This is a genomic window from Nocardia sp. NPDC057663, assembly GCF_042799895.1.
Taxonomy (GTDB): Bacteria; Actinomycetota; Actinomycetes; order Mycobacteriales; family Mycobacteriaceae; genus Nocardia.
Genome location: NZ_JBHVHX010000016.1, coordinates 110,289 through 134,355 on the forward strand (window position 1 = coordinate 110,289; position 24,067 = coordinate 134,355).

Genomic DNA, 24,067 nt, shown 5'->3' on the forward strand with positions numbered 1-24,067 from the left:
AGCGTGGCTGTCAGGCTTCCGTGCCGACCTCGACCTCGGCGAACGAGCCGACCCAGCTGTGCGGTGCCCGCGGCGGATTGGGCTCGCCCTCGCGGTGCATGCCGACGACCTGCCACCCCGCCGCCACGGCGGCGTCGAGTTCATCGGGGTGGTCGGACAGGAACAGGATCTCCTGCGCGGGGATGCCGATACGGTCGGCGATGACGTCGTAGGACTTGGGTTCCCGCTTCGGGCCCGCGCTGACGAGGTCGAAGTGGTCGGTGATCAGCCCGGACAGGTCGCCTGCCTCGGCGAAGGCGAACCAATCTCGTTGGTTGCGTTCGGAACCCGAGGAGTACACGTAGAGCGGGAGCCCGGCTTCGTGCCAAGCCGAGAGCGCGGGCACCACGTCGTCGAAGAACCGTCCGTGCAGCGCGCCCGCGCGGAAACCCTGGGCGCAGATCGCGCCCTGGGCCGCCTTGAGCGGCTCGGCCTTGACGTCGGAATGCAGCCAGCCGGTGAGGATTTCGGCGATCCGGTCGGTGTCGGCGGTGGGCTCAGCGGCTAGTTCACGGGTCTGCGCGATCACGGATTCGGCAGCGCCCGAGGCATTCTCGGCCAGCCAGGCAGGCAAGCGCTGCTCGGTGTAACCGTAGAGGTCGTTGCGGACCGAGTCGGTGGGGCTGGTCGTGCCCTCGATGTCGAGGACGATGGCGCGGGTCACGGGGCGGTGAGCAGTTCGTCCAGCGTGGGGAAGCCCGCGCTGATCTTGTCGCCGGTGAAGTCGCCGATCCAGCCGTCGGCCTCCTCGAAGAAGCGGATGGCGATGAAGTCGGGCCGGGTGCCCATGTCGAACCAGTGCAGGGTGCCCGCGGGCACCGAGAGCAGGTCGCCCGCTTCGCAGACCGTCGCCAGCACGGCGTCGCCGATGTGCAGGTAGAAGCAGCCGCGACCGGCGGCGAAGAAGCGGACCTCGTCCTCGGCGTGGCGGTGCTCGTCGAGGAATTTGGCGCGCGCGCCCGCCGCGGTGGCGGGCCACTCCGGGTTGTCGTCGTCGGGGTGGATGCGGGCGACGTCGATGTGCTCGTAGCGGCCCGACGCGTTGAGTTCGCCGATCCGCGGGCCGTAGTGGGCGAGCAGGATGTCGGAGTCGGTGGTGGCGGCGTCGGCGAGAACATCCCAGCGGGAGAACGCGATGCCGTGCTTCGCCAGCTCGGCGCCGATCTCGGCGGTGTCGGTGGTGCGCACGCGGACGTCGGCGGCGTTGTCGGCGGCCATCACTTGCAGCAGGGTCATGATTATCCGATCTCGAGTGGCGTGGCGTCGGTGCGTCCGGTGCGGGCGATCAACTCGCACAGGGCTTCCAGGCATTCGGCGCGGTCACGCGCCTGGGCAAGAGTGTCGCCCCAGGTGGTGATGCCGTGCCCGGTGATGAACAGAATCGGTGGGGCGGTGGGGTTGTCGCGCAGGTAGGTCTCGATGTCGGCGCCGATGCGCGGGACATCCGGCCAGTTCGGGAACACCGGTACGTCCACCGTGGCCGGGTCGTCGAGGCCGAAGCCCTTGAGCAGCTCGTATCCGCTGATCCGCAGCGTGGTCACCGCGTCACCGGGCCGCGCCGCAGTGGTCGCCAGGGCCGTCGCGAACGGCGAGTGCACGTGGACGACCGCTCCCGCCGTCCGGGTGCGGTACACGGCGGTGTGAATGCTGGTCTCGGCGGACGGTTTACGGCTCTGCCCCGGCCTGGCGACCGTATCGGACACTCCGACGAGCACCGTATCCTGTTCGGTCAGTTCGCCTTTGGACAGCCCGCTGGCGGTGACGAGGGCGTCGTCGCCTGCCCGCACCGAGATATTGCCCGCGGTGCCCGGCATCCAGCCACGGTCGTAGAGCTGCCGCGCCGTGGCCGCGATCGCGCGTCCCTGCTCGGCCGACGGCAGTTGATGGTCCGCTGTGTCGGCGGTGTGGCTACGGCTGTCGAGCGGTGTGGTGTCGGCCGTCCTGGTGGGCGCGGTCGCCTGGCCCTGCTCGGCCGACGGCTGTCGATGGTCCGCTGTGTCGGCGGTGTGGCTACGGCTGTCGAGCGGGGTGGTGTCGGCGGTGCCGGTCGGCGCGGTCGCCCGGCCCTGTGCGTCGAAGATGTCCGAATTACGGTAGACCACACCGTTTTCCGTGACCACCGCGGTCACGAGGTCGGTGGGCGTCACGTCGAAGGCGGGGTTGAAGACGGGGGTCCCGGCGGGCGCGCTCGCCACTCCGCCGAACCCGGTGACCTCGTCGGCGGCGCGCTGTTCGACCACGATCTGCGCGCCGGTCGCCATCGCGGTATCGCGGGTGGACTCCGGGGCGACCACGATGAACGGGATGCCGTGGTGCCGGGCCGCCAGCGCGAGGGTGAAGGTGCCGATCTTGTTGGCGACGTCGCCGTTGGCGGTGATCCGGTCGGCACCGACCAGCACGGCATCGACCTGACCGGTGGCCATCGCCCACGCGGCGGCGGAGTCGATGGTCAGCCGGTGCGGGATGCCCGCCTCGGCCAGCTCCCACGCGGTGAGCCGGGCGCCCTGCAGCAGCGGACGGGTCTCGTCGACGATCACGTCCGCGACCGCACCGCGTTCGTGCAGCACCCGCAGCGCGCCGATCGCGGTGCCGACCGCGCTGGTGGCCAGGCGGCCGGTGTTGCAATGGGTGAGCAGTTGTAGTGGCCCTTCACCGCACAGGCGTTGCACCAGGTCGGCGGCGTGGGTGGCGGCGGCGAGATTGACGCGACCGTCCTCGGCCAGCATGTCGAGGGTCTCGGCCAGTACCGCATCGGCGCCGTCGGCGATCCGGGCACGCACCCGATCGACCGCCCAGGCCAGGTTGACCGCGGTCGGTCGGGCCGCGGCGATCCGGTCGGCCTCGGCCTGCACGGCGGCCACATCGACCACGCCGGCGATCGTGTGCGCTCGGGTCGCGATGACCACTCCGAACGCGCCCGCGATACCGATCGCCGGTGCACCACGGATGGCGAGGGTGGCGATCGCGTCGATGATCTTGTCGACGGTACTCAGCCGCAGCTCGCGCACCTCGTGCGGCAGTCCGCGCTGGTCGATGGTGACGAGCGCACCGTCGTCCCAGATCAGGGAACTGTCGTCCATTCGGTTGTCCTCACTGCGTGGCATTTTCCGGCTCGTAAACGGTATCCGACCTGGTCGGGGCGCAGTCTCCTGGGCCTGTACTGAGCGGACACGCTTCGCCCGACGGTCGCGTGCGCTGCGGCACCTGGCGGCGCGCACGGTGATTCCGCGGGTGTTGACCGGGAGCTGTGGGCCAAGGTCGGCGAGCAGCTCGAATCTGGCTGACTGCCAGGGAATTACGCGCAGCAACGGCCGGGGAGAGCTGTCCGGTGGACGGCATGGGCGCGCACTGGCGCTGGCACCCCGACTACTGGTGGCCGATGGGCCGGCCAGTGCGCTGGATGTATCGGCGCAGGCGCGGGTGCTCGATCTGTCAGCCGACCTGCGTGCCTAATGCGGCTTCGCCGGCCTGTTCATCAGTCACGATCGGGCCGTTGTGCACCAGGTCGCAGACCGGGTTGTGGTGCGGCAGGGCCGGATCGTCGAAACCGGCGAGGTAGGTGCCGTGTTCGCCGCACCGGCCCAGGAGTACACCCGCCGCCTGCTCGATGCGGTGCCCGCTCCCGATCCTTCGACGGCTCGCCGTCAGCGGGACGGATCCGCGGCGACCGCGCTACAGCGCGTCGGGGCCTGACGTGGACGAGCCGCCGGAAAGGGGACCGGCGGCTCGTCGACACACGTAGATCAGTGATGGCCGGGGCGGCGCTGTTCACGCCGATCGTCCTGGCCTGCTCGCGTCATGCCTTGCGAGTCCTCGCCCATCTGGTCCTGCCGCTGTTGCTGCTGCTGCCGCGGCATCTGCTTGGGTTTCTTAGGCGCTTTCTTAGACTTGTCAGCCATCTCCACACGGTCCTTTCCGAGGGATAGTGTTTCGCCTAACGCGCCTACGATAACCAGCACAATTGCACTCCGGTAGAGGTGCGCGAAAAATGGCATTCCGACCAGGGAATTCGCGGCGTGTCGATATCCGCCGATGAATTCTCGAACATTATTTGCCAACGCATGAATTGCGAGAATTCAGTGATCTGACCGCGAATTCAGGTCGTCCGCCAGGCCGCGACCAGTTCGTCTGGGCCCCACCAGTTCGCGACGGGGGCGTTGTCGGTGATTCCGGAACGGGATACCGCGACGAGCGGTGTGTCGGGAGTTGTGCCGGGGATGGCGAGGACGGCGCGGGTGAGGGCGTCGTAGTCGTGGTGGTCGAACGGGTGGTTCTCGAGCCATTTGATCGAGCCGACGAAGTGTACGGCTTTCGCGACGGGGGCGCGGTCGGTGCCGACGAGGTCGATCTCGGGGTTGTTGGCGCGGTTCCACCAGCCGCCGATTTCTTCGGTATCCGGCCAGTTCTGGTCGGGCATCAGGCGGAGCAGGGATGCGCGGATCAAGGGTTCGACGGCTCGGCCGCGCCACGATGTCCAGGATCGTTCGATCCGGGACAGCGCGAGGTCGCCGCGGCCGCGTTCGACCAGGGGGATGCCGCGTTCCAGGAAGGCCAGCCAGAAGCGCAGGTAGGAGTCGGTGATTCGGTAGCGTTTGTTCTTGGTGTCGGCGATGGTCGACAGGGGGAGGTCGGCGGCCACTATTCGCTTGTCCTGCAAGGTTTTCAGCAGCGGGTTGAGGGTGCCCGCCGGCAGTGTCCCGGTGGAGCCCGCCTGGGCGGCGATGGCGCCGAACGTGCGTTCGCCGCTACCGATTGCCTGCAGGACGGCGCGGGAGCGAGTGCCCTCCGGGAATTCGCCGAGTAAGGACAGCTCGCCGGCGACAAGGAGCGGCGACAGCGGGTCCGCCGTGGCTTCGCGGAGGAAGTCGAGCCGATCCATGCCTGGGCGCCACGAGGTCAGAATCTGCGGGAAGCCGCCGGTGATGAGGCGGGCGTCGACCGCGGCGGCCGCGTCGAGGCCGGTCATTGTCTGCACGTCCGCCACGTCGAGCGGGTCGACGGTCATTTTGGTGGCACGGCCGAAGAACGGGCGGTCGCGGGCGCCCAGCGCTTCCATAACCGAGATATCGCTGCCGACCAGGATCAGCAGGACGGGTTTGCGGGACAAGTCGCGGTCCCACACGGTCTGCAGCGCGCCTTCGAACTCGTGATCTTGTTCGACGAGCCACGGGACTTCGTCGATGACAGCGATCGAAGGGCGATCGCCAGGCGCCGCGATCGCGAGGGTTCGCAACGCCTGGTTCCAGTCGACAGCGGGCATCCCACGGACCATTGCCGCGTCGGGGGAGTCGATGCGGCTCGCGGTCTCGACGAAGTCGGCGCGCTCGGCTACGGGGTTTCGACCGCGCGTTGCCTGGAACACGCTGTAGGGGGTGCCCGATCGGTCGCAGAATTCCTGCACGAGGCGTGATTTGCCGACCCGGCGACATCCGGTGACTATCACCGCGCGACCGGGCGTACCCGCTTCGCCACCGGTGACTGAGGCGAGTTGACCGGTGAGAAGGTTGAGGTCATGGGCTCGGCCGATGAACTCCATGGCTGCACCTAACTAAGATGTCATCTTACTAAGATTAGATCTTAGTTTAGGGCACTCAGTGCGACAGCGGTAGGAACTCGACGATGGTGCTGTCGGTGGCTTCCGGGGGAACGATGACCAGGCCGTCTCGGTCGATCAGGCCGGCGAGGTGGGCGGTGCGGACGGAGGCGTCGCCGGTGTAGCCGCCTTCGGGGGCGTAGCGGGCGGGGGTGATTCGCTGGATGGGGCCTGCGATTTCGGCGGCGTTGTGCAGGGGGCCGCGGATGGAGCGGGGTGGGGGAGCCGCGGTGCGGCCCGCGACGATCGAGGGGGTGAGGGCCAGGAGGACGGCGATGGCGGCGAAGGGGTTGCCGGGGAGGCCGAGAATGGTTGGGCCGGTAGGGAGTTCGGCTACGACTGTCGAACCGCCCGGGCGCATGGCCAATCTCGGGACCACGATGCGGGCTTCGGCGCGGGCGATCGCGGTGCGCAGTTGGTCGGCTGCGCCGCCGCCGGTCGCGCCGACGACGACCAGGAGGTCGAAACCGGCTGTGGCGGTGAGCATCTCGTCGAAACCATGGGCGGTGTCACGGAGGTGGACGCGGTCGACGACGTGGACGCCGAGGCCGGCGAGGATGTCGGGGAGTACCGGGCCGATCGAGTCGCGGGTCTGGCCGGTTTGCAGGGGGCCGGTGCTGCGGATCTCGTCGCCGGTCATCACGATGCGGGCGCGGACGGGGCCGCGGACCAGGCCCGAGGTGACCTCTACCGAGGCGGCCGCCGAGCGGAGCGCGGTGGTGACGCGGGTGCCCGCGGGAGCGAGGAGGTCGCCGACCATCTGGTCCTCGCCGCGTCGGCGGACATCGCTGCGGAGCGGGGTGTCGGGGAGGCGGGTGAGGTCGTCGCCGGTGATCGCGGCGAACTCGTCGCGCAGGACCGAGGTGGTGCCGTCGGGGACGTGGGCGCCGGTGGCGATCCGGACGGCCTCGCCGGGCAGCAGGCCGACCGGTCTGGCCCCGCCGGCGAAGCCGATGTCGCGGCGCAGCTGCCAGGGGCCGTCGCCGCACACGGCGTAGCCGTCCATCGCGGACACGTCGAAGCGGGGGAGGGCGCCCGCGGCGATGATCGGTGCGGCGAGCGTGGCGCCGGCGACCTCGCCCAGTTGGGCCTCGTAGGTGACCAATGGGGTCAGGTCGGTGACGAGGCGCGCCCTGGCTTCGGTGAGGTCGAGCCGGGTCGCCGGGCGGGCGGCCATCGTCTCGCGGGCGCGGCGGACCTCTTCCTCGGTGTCGCAGTCACCGGTGCCGGGCAGCTCGACCGAGGTCGTCTCGGTGGGCACGATCGCCTTCATCGGCTGGTTCACCAGGGAATCGAGCCCGGCCAGCGCGGCCGCGAGGGCGGAGCGCCGCCAGACGCCGACGAGATACTGGGGACGCCCGGAGCTATCGATCGCGAAGACCGCGTCGGTGGTGGATTCGGCTGCCCGGCGCAGCAATTCGTGCACGGTGCCTGCGGTGAGGAACGGCATGTCCGCGGCGAGCACCACGATCCAGGGCGCCGAACCGGGACCGAGCGCGCTCAGACCGGTGCCGATCGCCGCGACCGGACCCGAACCGGGCGGCACCTCACGGACCTGCTGAATCCGGGCAGCCAACTCCGGCCGATGCGGCCCGACCACCACGATCTCGCCACAGTCACGGACCGAGTCCAGCGCTGTGTCGAGCATCGACCTGCCGCCGATCACGATCGCGGGCTTGTCGACGCCGCCCATCCGGCTGGCTCGCCCACCCGCGAGCACGATCGCGTCGGCGGCGGTCATCGGCTGGTTCGGCGTTGGGTGATCGGCACAAATGTCATGCTAGCGGGGCGTGACGTCGATGCTCGAGCGCCGGGTTCGGCGCGCGAGGCTGATCGTGGAGCGGTCGGGTGGTCGTCACGGCCGTCGTGCCGGGGCCGAGGATTACAGCCGCGCCGTGCGGAGGTCTACCCGGCCGTCGGCGATCGGGACGCCCTCTTCGGCGAGAAGGCGCAGTTGGCGGTTGGCGAGGTGGGGCGACGGACGGCCGGACGCGCCGATGACCCGGTGCCAGGGGAGGTCGGCGGAATCGGTGCGCATGATCCAGCCGACGGTGCGGGCGGAGGACAGGCCCGCGGCGTGGGCGATGTCGCCGTAGGTGGCGACGCGGCCGGGCGGGATCGCGGCGACCAGCGCGCGGACCCGTTCGACCTGTTCCTCCGTGGTGGCCGCCATCGCCGGCTACAGGGCCGCGGCGATCAGGGCGGCGGCTTCGGCGGGCCGCGCCTGGGCGACCATGTGATCGCAGTCCCAGACTTCGACGGTGAGCCGGTCGCCGAGGTGGGCGGACAGCGCGGCCAGGAAGTCACCGGTGACGTACGGCGGCTGTACCTTCGCCGCTCGCACGAGCACGGTCGGCAGATCGGCGGGCGGCAGCACGAACGGCCGCGCCAGCTGACCCCAGTAGGAGGTGATCGCCGGCTGGAAGATCCGCCAGCCGACCCGGCCGCCTTCGGTGGGCACCAGGTGCTCGGCCAGCTCGCGCTCGAGGGCCGCCGGGTCCACCTCGTCGGGACCCCAGGCGCTGTGCTGCTTGTCCGACCTGGCCTCGGCGATGTCGGTGTAGTCGGGGGAGGACAGGTTGGCGAGCGCGACCTGCTCGATCAGCTTGGGATCGATGCCGATCGCGGGGTCGAGCAGGACCAGCGCCCGCACCAGGTCGGGATGCCGCCGGGCCAGGTGGATGCCCGCCGCGCCGCCGAAGGAGTGCCCGGCCACGACGACCGGGCCGTCGGTCTCGGCGCGCAGCAGCGTAGCGAGGTCGTCGACGATCGTCTCGAAATCCCAGGGCGGGAGCGAGCTGGATCGGCCGTGTCCGCGCAGGTCGGGGGCGATTACCCGGGCCTGGGGGAGGTGCTCGGTGGCGAGGGTTTCCCAACGGTTGCCGTGGCCGGTGAGACCGTGCAGGGCGAGGACGACGGGGCCGTCGGCGGGGCCGAAACGGTGCACATGAAGCGAGGACACGACAGCCATTCTGGCCGGTCGCGCGCGGTCGCGCAGCGTGTCTCCCCGGCAGGGGAGTGCTGGCGTGTCGTACTGGTCTGTTGCAATAGCCGACGTGGTGCGATCGGATAGCTCGGTGCGACTCGTGCGCCGGACGACGCGGGCGCCCCGGCCGCGGGCCTGGGGCGCCCCTGTTCGCGCGCTGTTCGCCGAGCAGGCCCAGCCCGCGCCACCACGGCCGGGCTGGCTGCCGTGGCAGGTTCTCGGCGGGCCGGGCACCGGGAAGACCGCCCTGCTCGTCGACCTGGTGACCGCGCGGATCACCGACGGCGCCGACCCCGCATCGATCCTGGTCCTGACCCACACCAAACAGGCCGCAGTGGCACTGCGCGACGCGATCACCACTCAGCTCGGCCCGCACGCCGGCGGCATTCCCGGCGCCAGCAGGGAACCGATGGTGCGGACGCTGCACTCCTACGCGTTCTCGGTGCTGCGCCGCCACGCCGACCTGCACGGCAACCCGCCGCCCCGGCTGCTCACCGGCGCGGAACAGGACGCGGTGCTGCGCGAGATGCTGCGCGGCGACCTCGCCGACATCGAGGCGGGCGCGCGCGGTCTGTGGCCGCCACGGCTGCAACCCGCGCTGGCGCTGGGCGGGTTCGCCGAACAACTCCGCGACCTGATGTTGCGGGCCACCGAACGCGGGCTCGGCCCCGAAGACCTGATGGCGCTGGGCCGCGAACACGACAACGACGCCTGGGTGGCGGCGGGCCGGTTCTTCCAGCGCTACGAAGAGGCGTCGATGCTGCGCTGGTCGGTCGGCGTCGCGGCGCCGGAGGCGACAGCGCCCGCCCTCGACGCGGCCGAGCTGGTCGGCGCCGCCCTCGACGCGCTGGCCGGCGACCGGAACCTGCTGGCCGGCGAACGCGACCGGATTCGCTCTCTGCTCGTCGACGACGCCCAGCATCTCGACCCGCAGGCCGCGACCCTGGTGCGGGCCATCGGCAGCGGCAGCGCGAGCACGGTGATCACGGGGGACCCGGATCAGAGCGTCTTCACCTTCCGTGGCGCCGATTCGCGCTTCCTGGCCGACATCGACACGGTGCCGCAGCGGCGCATCATCTTGCGGCACAACCATCGCAGTGGTGCGCCGATCCGTCTCGCCACCGCCCGGATCGCGGCGCGGTTGCCGGGCAGCGCGCGTCATCGGGTGCTGCCCGGGCAGGAGACACAGCCGCCGGAATCTCCTGACTCTCTAGGCGCGGAGGATGATTCGGCGATCAGTGGTGATATGCCGGAGCTGTTCGCGCACAGCGGTCCGGATCTCGAGGCGCGCGGCGAGCCGGACCAGACCGATGCGACCGAGGTCGACGAGTCGAGCGTGCGGGTTCGCGTGCTGTCGACGGCGGCCAAGGAGGCGGCGCTCATCGCCGACCATCTGCGCCGGGCGCACCTGACCGACGGGATTCCGTGGTCGTCGATGGCGGTGATCGTGCGGTCGGTGCCGCTCTCGCTCGCACCGCTACGGCGGGCACTGCTGGCGGCCGGTGTGCCGGTGCGCAGGCCCGCGGTGGCCGAGCCGCTCGCGCGCAGGCGGGGCGCGGCGTGGATGGTGCTGGCCCTGCGGGTGCTGCTGGCGGGTGATCCGTCGCGGCCGGGATCGCGCCGGGCGATCGATGCCATGTTCTCGCCGGAAGACGCGATGGATCTGCTGGCCGGGCCGCTCGGCGGCGCCGACCAGATCGCGCTGCGCCGGCTGCGTCGCGGTGTCCGGCGCACGGTCCTCGACCTGGAACGTACCGGTGCGCTGGCCGCCGCCGACCCGTACGCCGACGCTTCCGACCAATTCCTGCTGTGGGACGCGGCGGCGCCGCCACCGGAAATGCCGGAAATGCCGGAGCCGGAACCGAACCCGATCGATGACGAATGGCTGCCGCCGGAACCCGACCCCGACGACCCGCTGCGCCCCGACCCCGAACCCGACTGGGACATCGCCGAACGCCTGCCCGACGACATCGACATCCTCGACGCCGAAACCCTGCCTGCCGCACCGCCGGTCGACAGGGGGCCGCCACGGCCGGAACCGGAACCGCCCGCGGTGCCGCTGATCGACCAGTCCTCGGCGGAGGTGCTGCGCGACCTGATCGTCGGCATCGGCGAGGAACGTCTGCTCGACGGACTCACCGAAGTGGAGGCCGCGCCGCTGCAGCGCGTGCTCCGCGCCGTGCGCAAGGCCAGACAGACCCAGGCCAGGGGGCAGGGTCTCGAAGACGTGCTGTGGACGCTGTGGACCAGCTCGCGGCTGGAGCGGCGCTGGTTCCGCCAGTCCCGCCGGGGTGGTGCCGCCGGTATGCAGGCCGACCGTGACCTCGACGCGGCCGTCGAATTGTTCGACGCCGCAGCGGCGTACGTCGACCGGCTGCCAAGGGCCAGCATCGAGGGTTTCGTCGAATACCTGCTGCACCAGCAGATTCCGCAGCAGGGCAGGCCGCTGACCGCCGAGGGCGAAGCGGTGTCGCTGCTCAGCGCGCACGCGGCGGCCGGGCGGGAATGGGATGTGGTGGCGGTGGCCGCTGTGCAGGAGGGCATCTGGCCCAACCCGCGCGCCAGGGGCACCCTGTTGCACACCGAGGACCTCGTCGACCTGGTCGCCGGTGTCGATCCCGGCGCGACGACGAGCCGGGCCGCACCGATCCTCGCCGAGGAACGCAGACTGCTGCTGGTGGCGTGCAGCAGGGCGCGGCGCTCGCTGCTGGTCACCGCGGTCGAATCCGCGGCCGGGGATCAGGATCTCGTGCCGTCGCGGTTCCTCACCGAACTGCTCGGCGACGACGATGCAGGCGAACCCGGCGCGCTGCCCGTCGCCGATCCCGGCCGGGCGCTGGTGATGCACGCGCTCGTCGCCGAATTACGCGGTGTGGTCTGCGATCCCACCACCGCACCCGACCGGCGCGACCGGGCCGCCCATCAACTGGCCCGGCTCGCCGACGCCGGTGTCCCCGGCACCGACCCCGGCGACTGGTACGGCACCGCGGAGCTCAGTTCCGACCGGGAACTGTGGGACGACGACGATTCCCCGATCGGGCTGTCCCCGTCGACGGTCGAGCTGCTGCGCACCTGCCCGCTGCGCTGGGCACTGGAACGTCACGGCGGCACCGACGGCGACAACCCGCATGCCGTCAAGGGCAACCTCGTGCACACGCTGGTGCAGGCGCTGGCCGGTGAGGTGCCGGAGGCGCAGGTCCGCGCCGCGCTCGACCAAGCGTGGACGACGGTCGACCCGGCCACCGGCTGGCATTCCCGGCAGGAACTGCGCCGCACCGAGGCGATGCTGGAGACCTTCCTCGCCTGGGTGCGCACCACCCGCGGCGAACTCACCCAGGCCGGTGTCGAGGTACCGGTGGACTGCGTGCTCCCCGCGCGAGCGGACGACGAACGCGCCGTGCGGATCCGCGGCCGCATCGACCGGCTGGAACGCGATGCGCAGGGCCGGTTCGTGATCGTCGACGTGAAGACCGGCAAGACACCGGTCAGCGCGAAGGCTGTCGCCGATCATGCCCAGCTGGCCACCTACCAGGTGGCGGCCGCCCACGGCGCGCTCGACGAGGAGGAGCCCGCCGGGCCGTCGTCCGTCGGAGATCCCGGTGGCGCGCGGCTGGTTTATGTCGCCAAGCCGCACAACAAGACCGGCGCCACCGAACGCGCCCAGACGGCCCTGGACGCGGAGGGTCTCGAGACCTGGCGCACCACGATCCACGATGCCGCCGCCGCCACGCGCGGGCCCGGATACCTCGCTGTGCGCAACGACGGGTGCAGGCACTGTCCCGTTGCGGGCAGTTGCCCGGTGCAGGACACCGGACGGCAGGTGACCGACGAGTGAGCGGCGTGCGCGTCACCCCGGAACGGCTGGCCGACGCGCTCGGTCTGCCGCCACCGACCGCCGAACAGGCCGCGGTCATCGCCGCGCCGCCGGGACCGACGCTGGTGGTGGCGGGCGCGGGTGCGGGCAAGACCGAGACGATGGCCGCGCGGGTGGTGTGGATGGTGGCCAATCAGCTGGTGGCACCCGATGAAGTACTCGGTCTCACCTTCACCCGAAAAGCTGCCCAGCAGTTGACTTCCCGCATCCGTACGCGCCTGGCCCGATTAGCCGGTGCGCCGCTGGTGCGCGAGGTCGACCCGACCGGTGCGCTGCGCACGCTGATCTCCGGCGCCGAACCCGAGATCAGCACCTATCACTCGTACGCGGGCAGACTGCTCACCGCGCACGGTCTGCTGCTGCCCGTCGAGCCGTCGGCCGCGCTGCTGACCCAGACCCAGCTGTGGCAGCTCGCGCACGAGGTGGTGCGGTCCTGGGACGGCGACCTCGACACCGACCGCACGCCGGTATCGGTGACCGAGGCGGTCCTCGCGCTGTCCGGGCAGCTCGCCGAGCACCTGGTGGAACCGGAACAGCTGGCCGAGGCGCACGCGGAGCTGGAGAAGCTCGTCTACACCCTGCCCGCCGGTCCGCGGCAGCGTGGCGGGCCGAGTAGAACGCTGACTGCGGTGGTGGACGCGCAACGTGAGCGAGTGGCGCTGCTGCCGCTGGTCCGTCAGCTCGCCGAAGCGCTGAACCGGCGCGGTGCACTGGATTTCGGCTCGCAGATGTCCCTGGCAGCGCAGCTGGCGGTCGACCATCCGGAGGTCGCCGCCGCCGAACGCGCCCGGTTCAAGTTGGTCCTGCTGGATGAATACCAGGACACCGGCCATGCCCAGCGAGTGCTGCTGTCCGCGCTGTTCGGCAACGCCGACGCCGTCCGACAGGATCGGCCCCGCCCGGTGCGCGTGCGTGGCCGTGCGCCGACCGCCCCGGCGGCGGAGGCCGACATGTTGTGGGGCCCGGCGGATCACCTCGGCTCGGCGGCACGATCCGACCCGCTCACCAGCGAGCGTGGCGGCGATACCCTCGCCGTGACAGCGGTTGGTGACCCGATGCAATCGATCTACGGATGGCGTGGCGCCTCGGCCGCCAACCTCCCGCGCTTCGCGACTGATTTCCCCACTGCGCCAGGTGTTCCCGCGCCGATCCTGCCGCTGCTGACCAGCTGGCGGAACCCACCGGAAGCACTCGCTCTGGCGAATTTGGTCGCCGATCCGCTGCGACTGCGAGCCAAGGCGGCTGGCGGCGCGACGGTGGACGCGCTGCGGGCCAAACCCGAAGCGCATCCAGGAACAGTGGAGCTGGCACTCACCGAAACCGTTGCCCAGGAACGTGACTGGATCGCCGAGCGGATCGCGCGGGAATGGGCGACGGCGCGGGAGGCCGAGCAGCCGCCGCCGACATCGGCGGTGCTGATCCGGCGTAATGCGGACGCGGCACCGATCGCGGAGGCCTTGCGTGAACAAGGGCTCCCGGTCGAAATCGTCGGTCTCGGTGGGCTGCTGGCGACACCGGAGGTCGCCGATATCGTCGCCACCCTGCGGTTGATCGCCGAACCCGGCACCGGCAGCGCCGCGATCCGCATCCTCACCGGCGCGCGCTGGCGGCTCGGCGTGGCCGATCTGGCCGCCCTGGCCCGGCGCGCGCGAATGCTGTCGATCGGCAGCCTGTCCGGTGACGCGTCCAACGCCATCACCGACGCGGCCGGGCTGGCGACGGCATTGCGTGAGGTCGCGCCGGAACCCACCGAGCAGGCAGGTCTGGCCGACGCCATCGCCGATCCGGGTGCGCCCGACCAGTATTCGGAGGCGGGGTTCACCCGCATCGTCGCACTCGGCGAGGAGCTGGCCGCGCTGCGCGAACGCAGCGGGCAGCCGCTGGTCGAGCTCGTCGCCGATGTCGAACGCAGCATCGGCGTCGGCGTGGAGACCCAGGCCAGACGCGCCATCGCCGGCGGCGGCGCCGGCCGCGAGCACCTCGACGCCTTCGCCGAGGTGGTGGCCGGATACGCGGCCGACTCGCGGGCGTCGCTGAGTGGCCTGCTGGCCTTCTTCACGGCCGCCGAATCGGTCGAAAACGGTTTGGAGCCGGGCGAAGTGGAGGTCGCGCGCGATCGCGTGCAGGTGCTCACCGTGCACGCGGCCAAGGGGCTGGAATGGGAGGTCGTCGCGGTACCGCACGTGAGCGCGTCGGTGTTTCCGTCGACGACCGCACTGAGCACCTGGCTCGGCGCGCTCACCGAACTGCCCACCGCCCTGCGCGGCGACCGCGCCCAGCCCGACGCGTCCGAGGGCGTGCCCGTCCTCGACCTGAGCCGGGTGGGTGATCGTGCCGAACTCGAGCACGCCATCGCCGATCACAAGGACGCGCTCAAGAGCCGCCGGCTCGACGAGGAACGCAGGCTGTTCTACGTGGCCCTCACCAGAACCGAACGGGTGCTGCTGGTTTCGGCCTACTACTGGCCCGAGACCGGCACCGCGCAGAAGGGGCCGTCGGAGTTCCTGCTCGAACTGAAACAGGCCAACGAGGACCCCGGCAGCGCGGCCTTCGGTGTCGCCACCATCGCCCGCTGGGACGACCAGCCGCCGCCCGACGCCGTCAACCCGTTCGCCGACAACCCGCCCACCGCGCAGTGGCCGCGCGACCCGCTCGGCGGTCGCCGCGACCCGATCGAACAGGGCGCCGCGCTCGTCCGCGAGGCGCTCGAACAGTTGCGCTCCCGGCCGGCCGATCCCGAGGCGGACGACGAAGACGACCCGGAGGGCTGGGCCACCGACGTCGACGCCCTGCTCGCCGAATTCACCGCGGCCGAACTGGCCGAACAACAGGTGGAGCTGCCCGGCCAGCTGCCCGCCACCGCGCTCGTCGAACTACGTGCCGACCCCACCCGCCTGGCGGCCCGCCTGCGTCGCCCACTGCCGTACCCGCCGAACCCGATGGCCCGGCGCGGCACGGCCTTTCACGCCTGGGTGCAGTCCTGGTTCGGCACCGAACAGCTGCTCGGCCTCGACGAATTGCCCGGCGCCGCCGACAGCACGGCCGAAATGGGCCGCGCCGACCAGGAACTCGCCGCCATGCAGGCCGCGTTCCGGCGGTCGCCGTGGGCGCACCGCAACCCCATCGACGTCGAGGTGCCGTTCGAGACCAGCATCGCGGGCACCGTCATCCGCGGCCGGATGGACGCCGTCTTCGCCGAATCCGGCGGCCGCTGGGTGGTGGTCGACTGGAAGACCGGCGCCGAACCCGGCCCCGCCGACGAAGCCGCCGTCGCCGTGCAGCTGGCCGTCTACCGCCTCGCCTGGGCCCGGCTGATGGCCGCCCGCACCGGCGCCACCGAGGACCAGATGCTCCAACAGGTCGGCGCGGCATTCCATTACGTCCGTTCCGGCCGCACCATCGCGCCCACCGACCTCGCGGGGCCGCAGGAACTCGAACAGCTCATCCGCGACGCTGCTCCGGCCCCGGATGTCGAATGAGCCCGCGGCGCGCGAACGCAGTAGGCTCCCGGATTGTGCCGGAGCCTGACGAAATCGGTGACGGGCCGAGCGAAAGGAGGGGGCGATGTTAGGGGATAAAGTCGGCCCGATCGGGCTCAGCAGCAGCCCTGACTACGCGCTGGTCGGTTTGTTGCGGATCCCCGCGACGCAGGCCAGTCCGTGGGTGTCGCTCACCCGCCGCGTCCTGTTCGCGATCGCCCTGCTGTTCGCCGCGGCGACCGTGGTGTACGTCGGCCGTGACGGCTACAACGACAACGCCGGCGGCGAGCTGTCGTTCCTCGACGCGATGTACTACGCCACCGTCTCGCTGTCGACCACCGGTTACGGCGACATCTCCCCGTACTCCCCGTCGGCGCGACTGATCAATACGATCGTCATCACCCCCCTGCGCATCCTGTTCCTGATCGTACTGGTCGGCACCACCCTCAGCGTGCTCACCGAACGGTCACGGCAGGCGTTCAAGATTCAGCGATGGAGGCACACCGTGCGCAATCACACCGTCGTCGTCGGCTACGGCACCAAGGGACGTACCGCGATCGACGCCATGCTCGGCGACGGGGTGCAGAAGTCCGAGATCGTGGTCGTCGACACCGACGCCGTGGCACTCGAGCATGCCGCGAACGCGGGCCTGGTCACCGTGCACGGCTCGGCCACCAAGTCCGATGTGCTGCGGCTGACCGGCGTGCAGCGGGCCGCCGCGGTCATCGTCGCCACCAATCGCGACGACACGGCCACACTGGTGACGCTCACCGCCCGCGAACTGAACAAGACGGCCAAGATCGTCGTCGCCATCCGTGAGGCCGAGAACACCCACCTGGTACGCCAGTCCGGCGCCGACTCGGTGGTCGTGTCCTCGGAGACCGCGGGCAGGCTGCTCGGCATCGCCACCACGACACCGTCCGTCGTGGAGGTCATGGAGGATCTGCTGACGCCCGAACAGGGGTTCGCGGTTGCCGAACGCGAGGTCGAACCGGGCGAGATCGGGGGATCGCCGCGGCATCTCAGCGACATCGTGCTCGGCGTGGTGCGCGGCGGCAACCTGATCCGGGTGGGTGAACCCGAGGTCGACGCGCTCGACGCGGGCGACAAACTGCTCTACATCCGGCGCAGCGCGAAGTAAGCCGGGACCGGGATAACGACTAGGCTCGCATTGTGTCGTTCCGACTGAAAGACGTTCCGCTGCTGTCGCGTTCCGCCATCGATCGAGCCGAGCACGTCCGGCTCGATCCCGAGGCCCTGCGTGAAGGCTGGGGTAAAGCGAAGGTCCTGCGTGTCGACGCGCGCGGGCGGGTTCGGGTCGAGAGCGCCGGTGTCGTCCTCGACGCTGCCGTCACGATCGCCGAACAGCCGGGTCCCGGCGCGGTCTTCCTCGGCGTCGCCGACGGCAGCCACCTGTGGGCCGTGCGCGAGCCCGAACTCGACGGAACGCTGAAGGACCTGCGGGCGCTCGGTGCTGTCGACGACTTCACCGCCGACCTGCTGGCCACGGCCTACGCGCTGCTGAACTGGCACGATCGTGCCGGTTACCACGGCGGCGACGGCACCTCGACCACCTCGGCGCGGGCGGGCTGGTCCCGGCTCACCACGGGCGGCGAGGAAGAGTTCCCGCGGATCGACCCCGCCATCATCTGCCTGGTGCACGACGGCGCCGACCGCGTGCTGCTTGCGCGTCAGCACAGCTGGCCCGCCACGATGTTCTCGCTGCTGGCGGGGTTCGTGGAGGCCGGTGAGTCGCTCGAGCATTGCGTCGAGCGCGAGATCCGCGAGGAAGTGGGCGTCGACGTGCGCGAGATCCACTACCTGGGCAGCCAGCCGTGGCCGTTCCCGCGCTCGCTGATGGTCGGCTTCGCTGCGGTCGGCGATCCGGCGCAGGAGCTGGTGTTCTCCGACGGCGAGATCGCCGAGGCGCACTGGTTCACCCGCGACGAGGTCAGGGCAGCGTTGGGGGCCGGAGACTGGTCGGCGCGGGAATCCGGTGCGCGGCTGCTGGTGCCAGGTTCGATCTCGATCGCGCGCACGATCATCGAATCCTGGGCTGAGTAATTGGAGCGCTGGCGCGCTCGAGTCGCGGCCCTTCCTGTCCCGCCGATCAGGCACCGTTGCTTGCTCCTTCGTCGCCTACGCAACGGCGCCTGATCGGCGGGACGGCCGCGACCGCCGCTGCGCGGCGGACTTCCTCGAGGTCGGGGCGTGGTGGGCGGGTCAGGCCAGGGCGGCGAGTGCCTGCTTGACCTGGGACAGCGACGGGTTGGTCGCGGTGGAACCGTCACGAAACTTGATCGTCGGGACGACGTGGTTGCCGTTGTTGACGCTGCCGACGAATTCGGCCGAAGCGGGGTCGTCCTCGATGTCGATCACCGTGTAGGTGATGCCCGCCTCGTCGAGCTGGGTCTTGAGGCGACGGCAATAGCCGCACCAGGTGGTCGAGTACATCGTCAGATCAGTGGTTGCTTCAGTCACGGGATGTGCAACGTCGGGGGAGCGCGTCGTGTTCCGGGCCGGCCTCTGCCCGCATCGGCGCGCCGTAATCCGAGGTACGGCGGCCATCGGGTCCGGTTGTCGGCGGGCGCTGTCATGATGGTGCCCGTGCCAGCACTCGATCTCACCGCCCTCGACCCGGAACAGGCCGCCGCGGTGCGGGCACCACGAGGACCGGTGTGCGTGCTAGCGGGCGCGGGTACCGGCAAGACCAGGACCATCACCCACCGGATCGCGCATCTGATCGCGGGCGGACACGTGAAGGCCGACCAGGTGCTGGCCGTGACGTTCACCGCCAGGGCGGCGGGGGAGATGCGCAACCGGCTGCGCACGATGGGACTCGGCGGCGAGGCCGGGCAGGTCCAGGCCCGCACCTTCCACGCCGCGGCGCTGCGGCAGCTGCGGTACTTCTGGCCGCAGGTCGTCGGTGACGTGCCGTGGCGGTTGCTCGACAGCAAGTTCCCCGTGGTCTCGCAGGCCGCGCACCGGGTGGGGCTCGGCACCTCCACCGAACTGATCCGCGATCTGCTCAGCGAGATCGAATGGGCCAAGGCGTCGCTGATCGCGCCCGAGGACTATCCGGCCGCCGCGGCGCGGCACCACCGCGACGCGCCGGTCGAGGTCACCAGGGTCGCCCAGGTCTACGCGGGCTACGAGTCGATGAAGACCTCCGCCGACGGCCTGCTGCTCGACTTCGACGATCTGCTGCTGCACACCGCGGCCGCGCTCGAGGACTATCCGGCCGTCGCCGACGAATTCCGTGGCCGCTACCGCAGCTTCGTCGTCGACGAGTACCAGGACGTCACCCCGTTGCAGCAGCGGGTGCTCGACGCGTGGCTGGGTGAACGCGACGATCTCACCGTCGTCGGCGATGCCAACCAGACCATCTACTCCTTCACCGGCGCCACCCCGAACTATCTGCTCGACTTCTCCCGCCGCTTCCCCGACGCCACCGTCATCCGGCTCGAACGCGACTACCGGTCGACACCGCAGGTGGTGTCGCTGGCCAACCGGGTGATCGGCGCCGCCCGCGGCCGCATCGCCGGGACCCGGCTCGCGCTGATCGGGCAGCGCCCCGACGGGCCGGAACCCGAATTCGCCGAATACCCCGACGTGCCCGCGGAAGCCGCGGCCGTCGCGGGCCGGATCAAGAAGCTGATCGCCGCGGGCACCCCCGCCGCCGAGATCGCCGTGCTCTACCGGATCAACGCCCAGTCCGAACCGTTCGAGCAGGCGCTCAACGCCCGCGATATCCCGTTCCAGGTGCGCGGTGGGGAAGGGTTCTTCCAGCGGCAGGAGGTGCGCCAGGCGATTCAGGCGCTGCGCCAGACCGATGCCCGCGACGACCTGCCCGACGAGGCGCGCAGCGGCGCCGAACTGATCACGCTGGTCCGAGCCGCGCTCGCCCCGGTGGGGCTCACCGCCGAGGAGCCGGCGGGCGCGCAGGCCAAGGAACGCTGGTCCTCGCTGCTGGCGCTGGTGCAGCTCACCGAGGAATTGGTCGGCCACGACGACGAGATCGACCTCACCGGGCTGCTGCGCGAACTCGCGACCCGCGCCGAGGCCAAGCATCCGCCGACCGTCGACGGCGTCACCCTGGCCTCGCTGCACGCGGCGAAAGGCCTGGAATGGGATGCCGTGTTCCTGGTCGGCGTCGCCGACGGCACCTTGCCGATCCAGCATGTCCTCGGCGACGACGGCAGCCCGTCCGATCAGGCGGCGCTGGAAGAGGAACGCAGGCTGCTCTATGTCGGCGTCACCCGGGCACGCGAGCATCTCGCCGTGTCCTGGGCGCTGGCCCGCGCCGAGGGCGGCAGGCGGGTGCGCAGGCGATCGCGGTTCCTCAACGGGCTGGTGCCCGACGACTCGCCCGCGTCGCGAATCGCCGCGACCGCGACCGGCCCGAAGGACACCGACGGCAAGCGCCCGCTGTGCCGGGTCTGCGCGAAGCCGCTGATCGGCACCTACGCCACCATGCTCGGCCGGTGCCGTCGCTGCCCGGCCGAGCTCGACCCTCAGCTACTCGAGGCGCTGCAGGCGTGGCGGGCGGAGAAGGCCGAGGTTCTGCGGGTGCGCGACTTCGTCGTCTTCACCGACACCACGCTCACCGCTATCGCCGAGCAGCTCCCCGCCGACGACGCGGCACTGGCGTCGATCGCCGGGATCGGCGCGAAGAAGATCGAACAGTACGGCGCCGACGTGCTCGCCATCGTCGCGTCACGGATGCGGGCTACGACACAAAACCGCAGGTAGAAAATAGGTTGTTCGGTTCTCGATCATTGCCTATGGTGGAGAACACGCACCGAGGGTCACTTCGGCGCGAGTTTCTATCAGCACACGAGTTCAGGAGGGAGGCAGTCAGATGAACAGCAACACCACGTTCGACGCGATGGGCAATCGCGTCCTGGTGAACGCATCCATGGTGTCCGCCTCCCGGGGGGTCCTCGCTCTGCAGGGGACCGGTCTGTCCGGCGTCGATACCAAAGCTGTGCCGATGACTGTCGTCCATCAGCACACCCCGATTCGTCTCCAGGACAAGCCCAGCGTGGGTTGGCAGCCGACGGCCATCGAGGCCCCGGCAGCACCGGCCGTCGATTTCGGATACGCACCCGAATTCGCCGGCGCAATCCGCCTCCGTGTCCACCCAGCGACCGTGATCAGGTCTCGACAGAGATGTCGAACTAGGTAGGGAACTCCTCCCAGACCTCCTGGCCACGGATCGCGAGAAGCGAAATCCGTGGCCATTTTCATTCGGCTCCTCAGCCGTTGGCACCGGGTTCGCACACCGAACGAACAACCGCTGCAAACGAGCTGAAGGAGAACGACGTGTTCACCGCCCAGGACTGGCCGTCGGCCACTACTGACGTGACATGCCGAACCGTGGCGTCCCTGCCCTGCCGGGCCGGAAACCCTGATCTGTGGTTCGCCGAGAGCCCGAACGACCTCGAGCAGGCCAAGCAACTGTGCGCGTCCTGCCCGATCCGCAAGGGCTGCCTGACCGCGGCCATCGACCGCGCCGAGCCGTGGGGTGTCTGGGGCGGTGAGATCTTCGACCAGGGTGTCGTGATCGCCCGCAAGCGCCCGCGTGGTCGCCCGCGCAAGGTCGCGATCCCGGCATGATCCCCGGAATGGGGTTGTACCGCAAGCGAACCGCTCACCGAGTCCTGGTGAGCGGTTCGTTTTGCATTGTGCGGTAGTCGCGTTCGCCGCCGCGGCCGCCGGACTACGACGCGCGTTCGGCCCGGAAGCCGGGGACCCAGGTGCGGACCAGATTCATGAAGCCGAGTTCGGCGTCGAGCTGGGCCAGGATGCCGACCGAGCCGCCGAGGACCCGGAAGACCATCAGGTACTCGGCCGGGAGTTGCAGTGCGCGTGCGGTTTTCATCTCGGGGCTGGTGAACTCCGAGGCCTTGCCCGCGACGCGCTGCATCCAGGCGCGGGTGAAGTGGAAGGTGTCGGTACGGATCGGGTCGCTGAACGGGCGCAGGTACGCCTCGATCTCCTCGTGGGTGACGGTGCGGCCGGGGATCACCCAGCCGTACTCGTAGAGCAGTTCGGTGAGCGCGGCGTGGTCCTCGGCGACGGCGAGGGCGAGCATCCGGCCGAGGATCTCGGGGAAGCCGTCGGGCATCGGCGCGCAGGCACCGAAGTCGAGGACCCCCAGCCTGCCGTCGGCCAGTACGAGGAAATTGCCAGGATGCGGATCGCTGTGCAGCAGGCCCGCGATTTCGGGCGACGAGAAGTGGAAGGTGCCCATCAGCTCGGCGATCCGATTGCGCTGTGCCCGTGTGCCTTCCGGATCGGCCGCGCCCGCCGCGATGAGCGCCGAGACCGGCGTGCCGTCGAGCCATTCGGTGACGATGACCTTCGGCGCGCCCGCCACCACACGCGGCACCACGATCTGCGGATGCCCCTCGAACGCGGCGGCGAAGCGGCGCTGATTGGCGGCCTCGGTGCGGTAGTCGAGTTCTTCCTCGGTGCGCTCGGTGATCTCGGCCAGCAGCGGCTTCACATCGGCGCCGGGGATCACCGAGGAGAGCAGCCCGGTCATCCGCGACAGAGTCTTCAGATCGGCGCGCAGGGCCTCGTCAGCGCCGGGGTACTGCACCTTCACCGCGACAGGCCGCCCGTCCGACCACACCGCCCGGTGCACCTGGCCGATGCTGGCCGAGGCCGCCGGGGTGTCGTCGAAGGACTGGAAGCGGTCGCGCCACTTGGTGCCCAGCTGCTGGTCGAGCACCCGGTGGACGGTCTCGGCAGGCAGCGGCGGGGCAGCGGCCTGCAGTTTGGTGAGCGCCTCGCGGTAGTGCTCGCCGAACTCCTCCGGGACGGCGGCCTCCATCACGCTGAGCGCCTGACCGAACTTCATCGCGCCGCCCTTGAGCTCACCGAGCACGGTGAACAACTGCTCGGCGGCCTTCTGATTCAGCGTCGCGTTGATCTGCTGCTTGTCACCACCGACGAGCTTCTTACCGAACCCGACGGCGGCTCGTCCGGCGATGCCGAGCGGTATCTTGGCCAACTTGGCATTGCGGCTGGAACTGCGGCGCACGATCTCGGACACGCTACCCATCATGGCCGAACTTGCCCGCGATGTGCCATGGGAATGCTCACACCGGTCGGTGTAGGTCCTCATCGGCCCGTGCCCGACCCGGTGGCGGCGACGGTCCTGCACCCACAGTCCGGGTGCGGCGGCCAGGGCCGTCGCTGTACCTCGTGGGTGTCCAGATCCAATTCGACGGTGGCGTCGAGTGTGCCGGGCCGTCGTCGCGGCGAGCACGCGACAATCGCCTCCAGTTCGCCCATGGCCAGCGCGGTCGTCGCCGCGATTCCGGCGGGGGAGGCGTGCCCGGTGCGGCCGAGCAGCTGCGCCGCCAGATGCGGCCACTCGGCGTCGAATCCGGTGCGGGTCAGGTCGGCGCAGCGCAGGCAGCTCGTCTCGCCGGGCAGCACGAGCGGGCCGACCACGCCGACGCCGTCGCGCACCCGCACCTGCAGGTGCGGTATCCGGCGCAGCACCAGGTCCACCGACAGGCGGGGATCGACCATCAGGGCATCGGTGAGTACCACCAGATCGCCGCCTGCCCCGATCACGGTGTCGGGCCGGTACTCCCGCGACCGGACCGGACGACAACCCATGCGCCGCAATCCGATCGCCACCGCATCGGAGAGCGGGCCGAGTCCGTGCACGGTGACGGCGCGGATCCGGCCCTGTTTGCGTTCGGGTTGCAGCAGCAGTCCGGCCCGCTCGATCGCGGCGAGCAGGGCGATGGTGCGGTCGGGGGTGATCCCGAATTCCCCTGCGCGCCAGATGATCTGTGGCCTCGATTGCAATCCGTCGAGCAGTCGCAGGAAGGCGAGCACCGTGCCGGTGTCGAGTTCGGTGGTCTCCAGCAGCAGTGCGCGTTCGGGATCCCAGCCCAATTGCACTGTGCCCGACGGGCGGACCAGCGTGGTCACCCTGGGGTGGAGCATCGGTCCGCGCTGTGGCGTCGTGGTCGTCATGTCCCGAGTATCGGCATCCGGCCACGGCGGGCAGCCTGCCGAAAGCCGGGTTATCCACAGGCTTTCGGCGTGTCGGGTCGGTGCTGTCGACC

General features: G+C 70.5%; 19 protein-coding genes. 8 read left to right on the forward strand and 11 right to left on the reverse strand.

Annotated features, from left to right (window positions below; genetic code table 11):
- Window positions 1-10: 10 nt before the first annotated feature.
- Genes mtnC through mtnA form a run of 3 tightly spaced genes read right to left on the reverse strand, consistent with a single transcriptional unit; the run spans window position 11 to window position 3,119 of the window.
- Window positions 11-703, reverse strand: a complete 693-nt coding sequence (mtnC, locus tag ACFVAV_RS26845) for an acireductone synthase (RefSeq protein ID WP_379038144.1) — start codon at window positions 701-703, stop codon at window positions 11-13.
- Window positions 700-1,275 (reverse strand): acireductone dioxygenase, encoded by a 576-nt coding sequence (locus tag ACFVAV_RS26850; RefSeq protein ID WP_379038146.1) that lies wholly within the window; start codon window positions 1,273-1,275, stop codon window positions 700-702. Before ACFVAV_RS26850 ends, mtnC begins: the two co-directional genes overlap by 4 nt.
- Before the next feature lie 2 nt (window positions 1,276-1,277).
- Window positions 1,278-3,119, reverse strand: a complete 1,842-nt coding sequence (gene mtnA, locus ACFVAV_RS26855) for an S-methyl-5-thioribose-1-phosphate isomerase (RefSeq protein ID WP_379038147.1) — start codon at window positions 3,117-3,119, stop codon at window positions 1,278-1,280.
- 415 nt (window positions 3,120-3,534) lie between these two features.
- Between mtnA and ACFVAV_RS26860 the strand changes: the two genes are divergently transcribed.
- Window positions 3,535-3,732 (forward strand): hypothetical protein, encoded by a 198-nt coding sequence (locus tag ACFVAV_RS26860; protein WP_379038149.1) that lies wholly within the window; start codon window positions 3,535-3,537, stop codon window positions 3,730-3,732.
- A 50-nt stretch (window positions 3,733-3,782) separates the two neighbouring features.
- Here ACFVAV_RS26860 and ACFVAV_RS26865 read toward each other — a convergent pair whose 3' ends face one another.
- The 5 genes from ACFVAV_RS26865 to ACFVAV_RS26885 all read right to left on the reverse strand — a co-directional run bounded on the left by ACFVAV_RS26865 (window position 3,783) and on the right by ACFVAV_RS26885 (window position 8,603).
- On the reverse strand, window positions 3,783-4,097 hold the full coding sequence (locus tag ACFVAV_RS26865; protein WP_379038150.1) for a hypothetical protein: 315 nt from the start codon (window positions 4,095-4,097) through the stop codon (window positions 3,783-3,785).
- 38 nt (window positions 4,098-4,135) lie between these two features.
- The gene (locus tag ACFVAV_RS26870; protein ID WP_379038152.1) at window positions 4,136-5,575 is read right to left on the reverse strand and encodes an ATP-binding protein; all 1,440 of its coding nucleotides are present in this window, start codon (window positions 5,573-5,575) and stop codon (window positions 4,136-4,138) included.
- Window positions 5,576-5,630: 55 nt separating this feature from the next.
- On the reverse strand, window positions 5,631-7,373 hold the full coding sequence (locus ACFVAV_RS26875) for an NTP transferase domain-containing protein (RefSeq protein WP_379038153.1): 1,743 nt from the start codon (window positions 7,371-7,373) through the stop codon (window positions 5,631-5,633).
- A 141-nt stretch (window positions 7,374-7,514) separates the two neighbouring features.
- Window positions 7,515-7,805, reverse strand: coding sequence for an MGMT family protein (locus ACFVAV_RS26880; protein ID WP_379038154.1), 291 nt, complete (start codon window positions 7,803-7,805; stop codon window positions 7,515-7,517).
- Between the two features lie 6 nt (window positions 7,806-7,811).
- Window positions 7,812-8,603 (reverse strand): alpha/beta fold hydrolase, encoded by a 792-nt coding sequence (locus ACFVAV_RS26885; protein WP_379038157.1) that lies wholly within the window; start codon window positions 8,601-8,603, stop codon window positions 7,812-7,814.
- Between the two features lie 88 nt (window positions 8,604-8,691).
- On the opposite strand from ACFVAV_RS26885, the gene ACFVAV_RS26890 reads away from it, so the two are divergent.
- From ACFVAV_RS26890 to nudC, 4 genes are all read left to right on the forward strand, one after another.
- Entirely contained in the window at window positions 8,692-12,453 is a 3,762-nt protein-coding gene (locus ACFVAV_RS26890) for an ATP-dependent helicase (protein ID WP_379038200.1), read from the forward strand.
- Entirely contained in the window at window positions 12,450-15,971 is a 3,522-nt protein-coding gene (locus ACFVAV_RS26895; RefSeq protein ID WP_379038158.1) for an ATP-dependent helicase, read from the forward strand. The genes ACFVAV_RS26890 and ACFVAV_RS26895 overlap by 4 nt, the downstream gene beginning before the upstream one ends.
- An 85-nt stretch (window positions 15,972-16,056) precedes the next feature.
- Window positions 16,057-17,112, forward strand: coding sequence for a potassium channel family protein (locus ACFVAV_RS26900; RefSeq protein WP_379038160.1), 1,056 nt, complete (start codon window positions 16,057-16,059; stop codon window positions 17,110-17,112).
- 29 nt (window positions 17,113-17,141) lie between these two features.
- Window positions 17,142-18,035 carry an NAD(+) diphosphatase gene (gene nudC / locus ACFVAV_RS26905; protein ID WP_379038201.1) on the forward strand — a complete coding sequence of 298 codons (894 nt, stop codon included), beginning with the start codon at window positions 17,142-17,144 and terminating at the stop codon, window positions 18,033-18,035.
- 159 nt (window positions 18,036-18,194) lie between these two features.
- Here nudC and ACFVAV_RS26910 read toward each other — a convergent pair whose 3' ends face one another.
- On the reverse strand, window positions 18,195-18,425 hold the full coding sequence (locus ACFVAV_RS26910) for a mycoredoxin (RefSeq protein WP_189027531.1): 231 nt from the start codon (window positions 18,423-18,425) through the stop codon (window positions 18,195-18,197).
- A gap of 141 nt (window positions 18,426-18,566) precedes the next feature.
- Between ACFVAV_RS26910 and ACFVAV_RS26915 the strand changes: the two genes are divergently transcribed.
- The 3 genes from ACFVAV_RS26915 (at window position 18,567) to ACFVAV_RS26925 (ending at window position 21,590) form a co-directional block, all read left to right on the forward strand.
- On the forward strand, window positions 18,567-20,723 hold the full coding sequence (locus tag ACFVAV_RS26915) for an ATP-dependent DNA helicase UvrD2 (RefSeq protein WP_379038161.1): 2,157 nt from the start codon (window positions 18,567-18,569) through the stop codon (window positions 20,721-20,723).
- Window positions 20,724-20,832: 109 nt separating this feature from the next.
- Entirely contained in the window at window positions 20,833-21,159 is a 327-nt protein-coding gene (locus ACFVAV_RS26920) for a hypothetical protein (RefSeq protein WP_379038163.1), read from the forward strand.
- A 176-nt stretch (window positions 21,160-21,335) separates the two neighbouring features.
- Window positions 21,336-21,590: a WhiB family transcriptional regulator gene (locus tag ACFVAV_RS26925; protein ID WP_189027533.1), complete on the forward strand. Its 255-nt coding sequence runs from the start codon at window positions 21,336-21,338 to the stop codon at window positions 21,588-21,590.
- A 103-nt stretch (window positions 21,591-21,693) separates the two neighbouring features.
- Here ACFVAV_RS26925 and ACFVAV_RS26930 read toward each other — a convergent pair whose 3' ends face one another.
- Entirely contained in the window at window positions 21,694-23,043 is a 1,350-nt protein-coding gene (locus ACFVAV_RS26930) for an ABC1 kinase family protein (protein ID WP_379038165.1), read from the reverse strand.
- A gap of 59 nt (window positions 23,044-23,102) precedes the next feature.
- The gene (locus ACFVAV_RS26935; protein WP_379038167.1) at window positions 23,103-23,975 is read right to left on the reverse strand and encodes a TOMM precursor leader peptide-binding protein; all 873 of its coding nucleotides are present in this window, start codon (window positions 23,973-23,975) and stop codon (window positions 23,103-23,105) included.
- Between the last annotated feature and the right edge of the window lie 92 nt (window positions 23,976-24,067).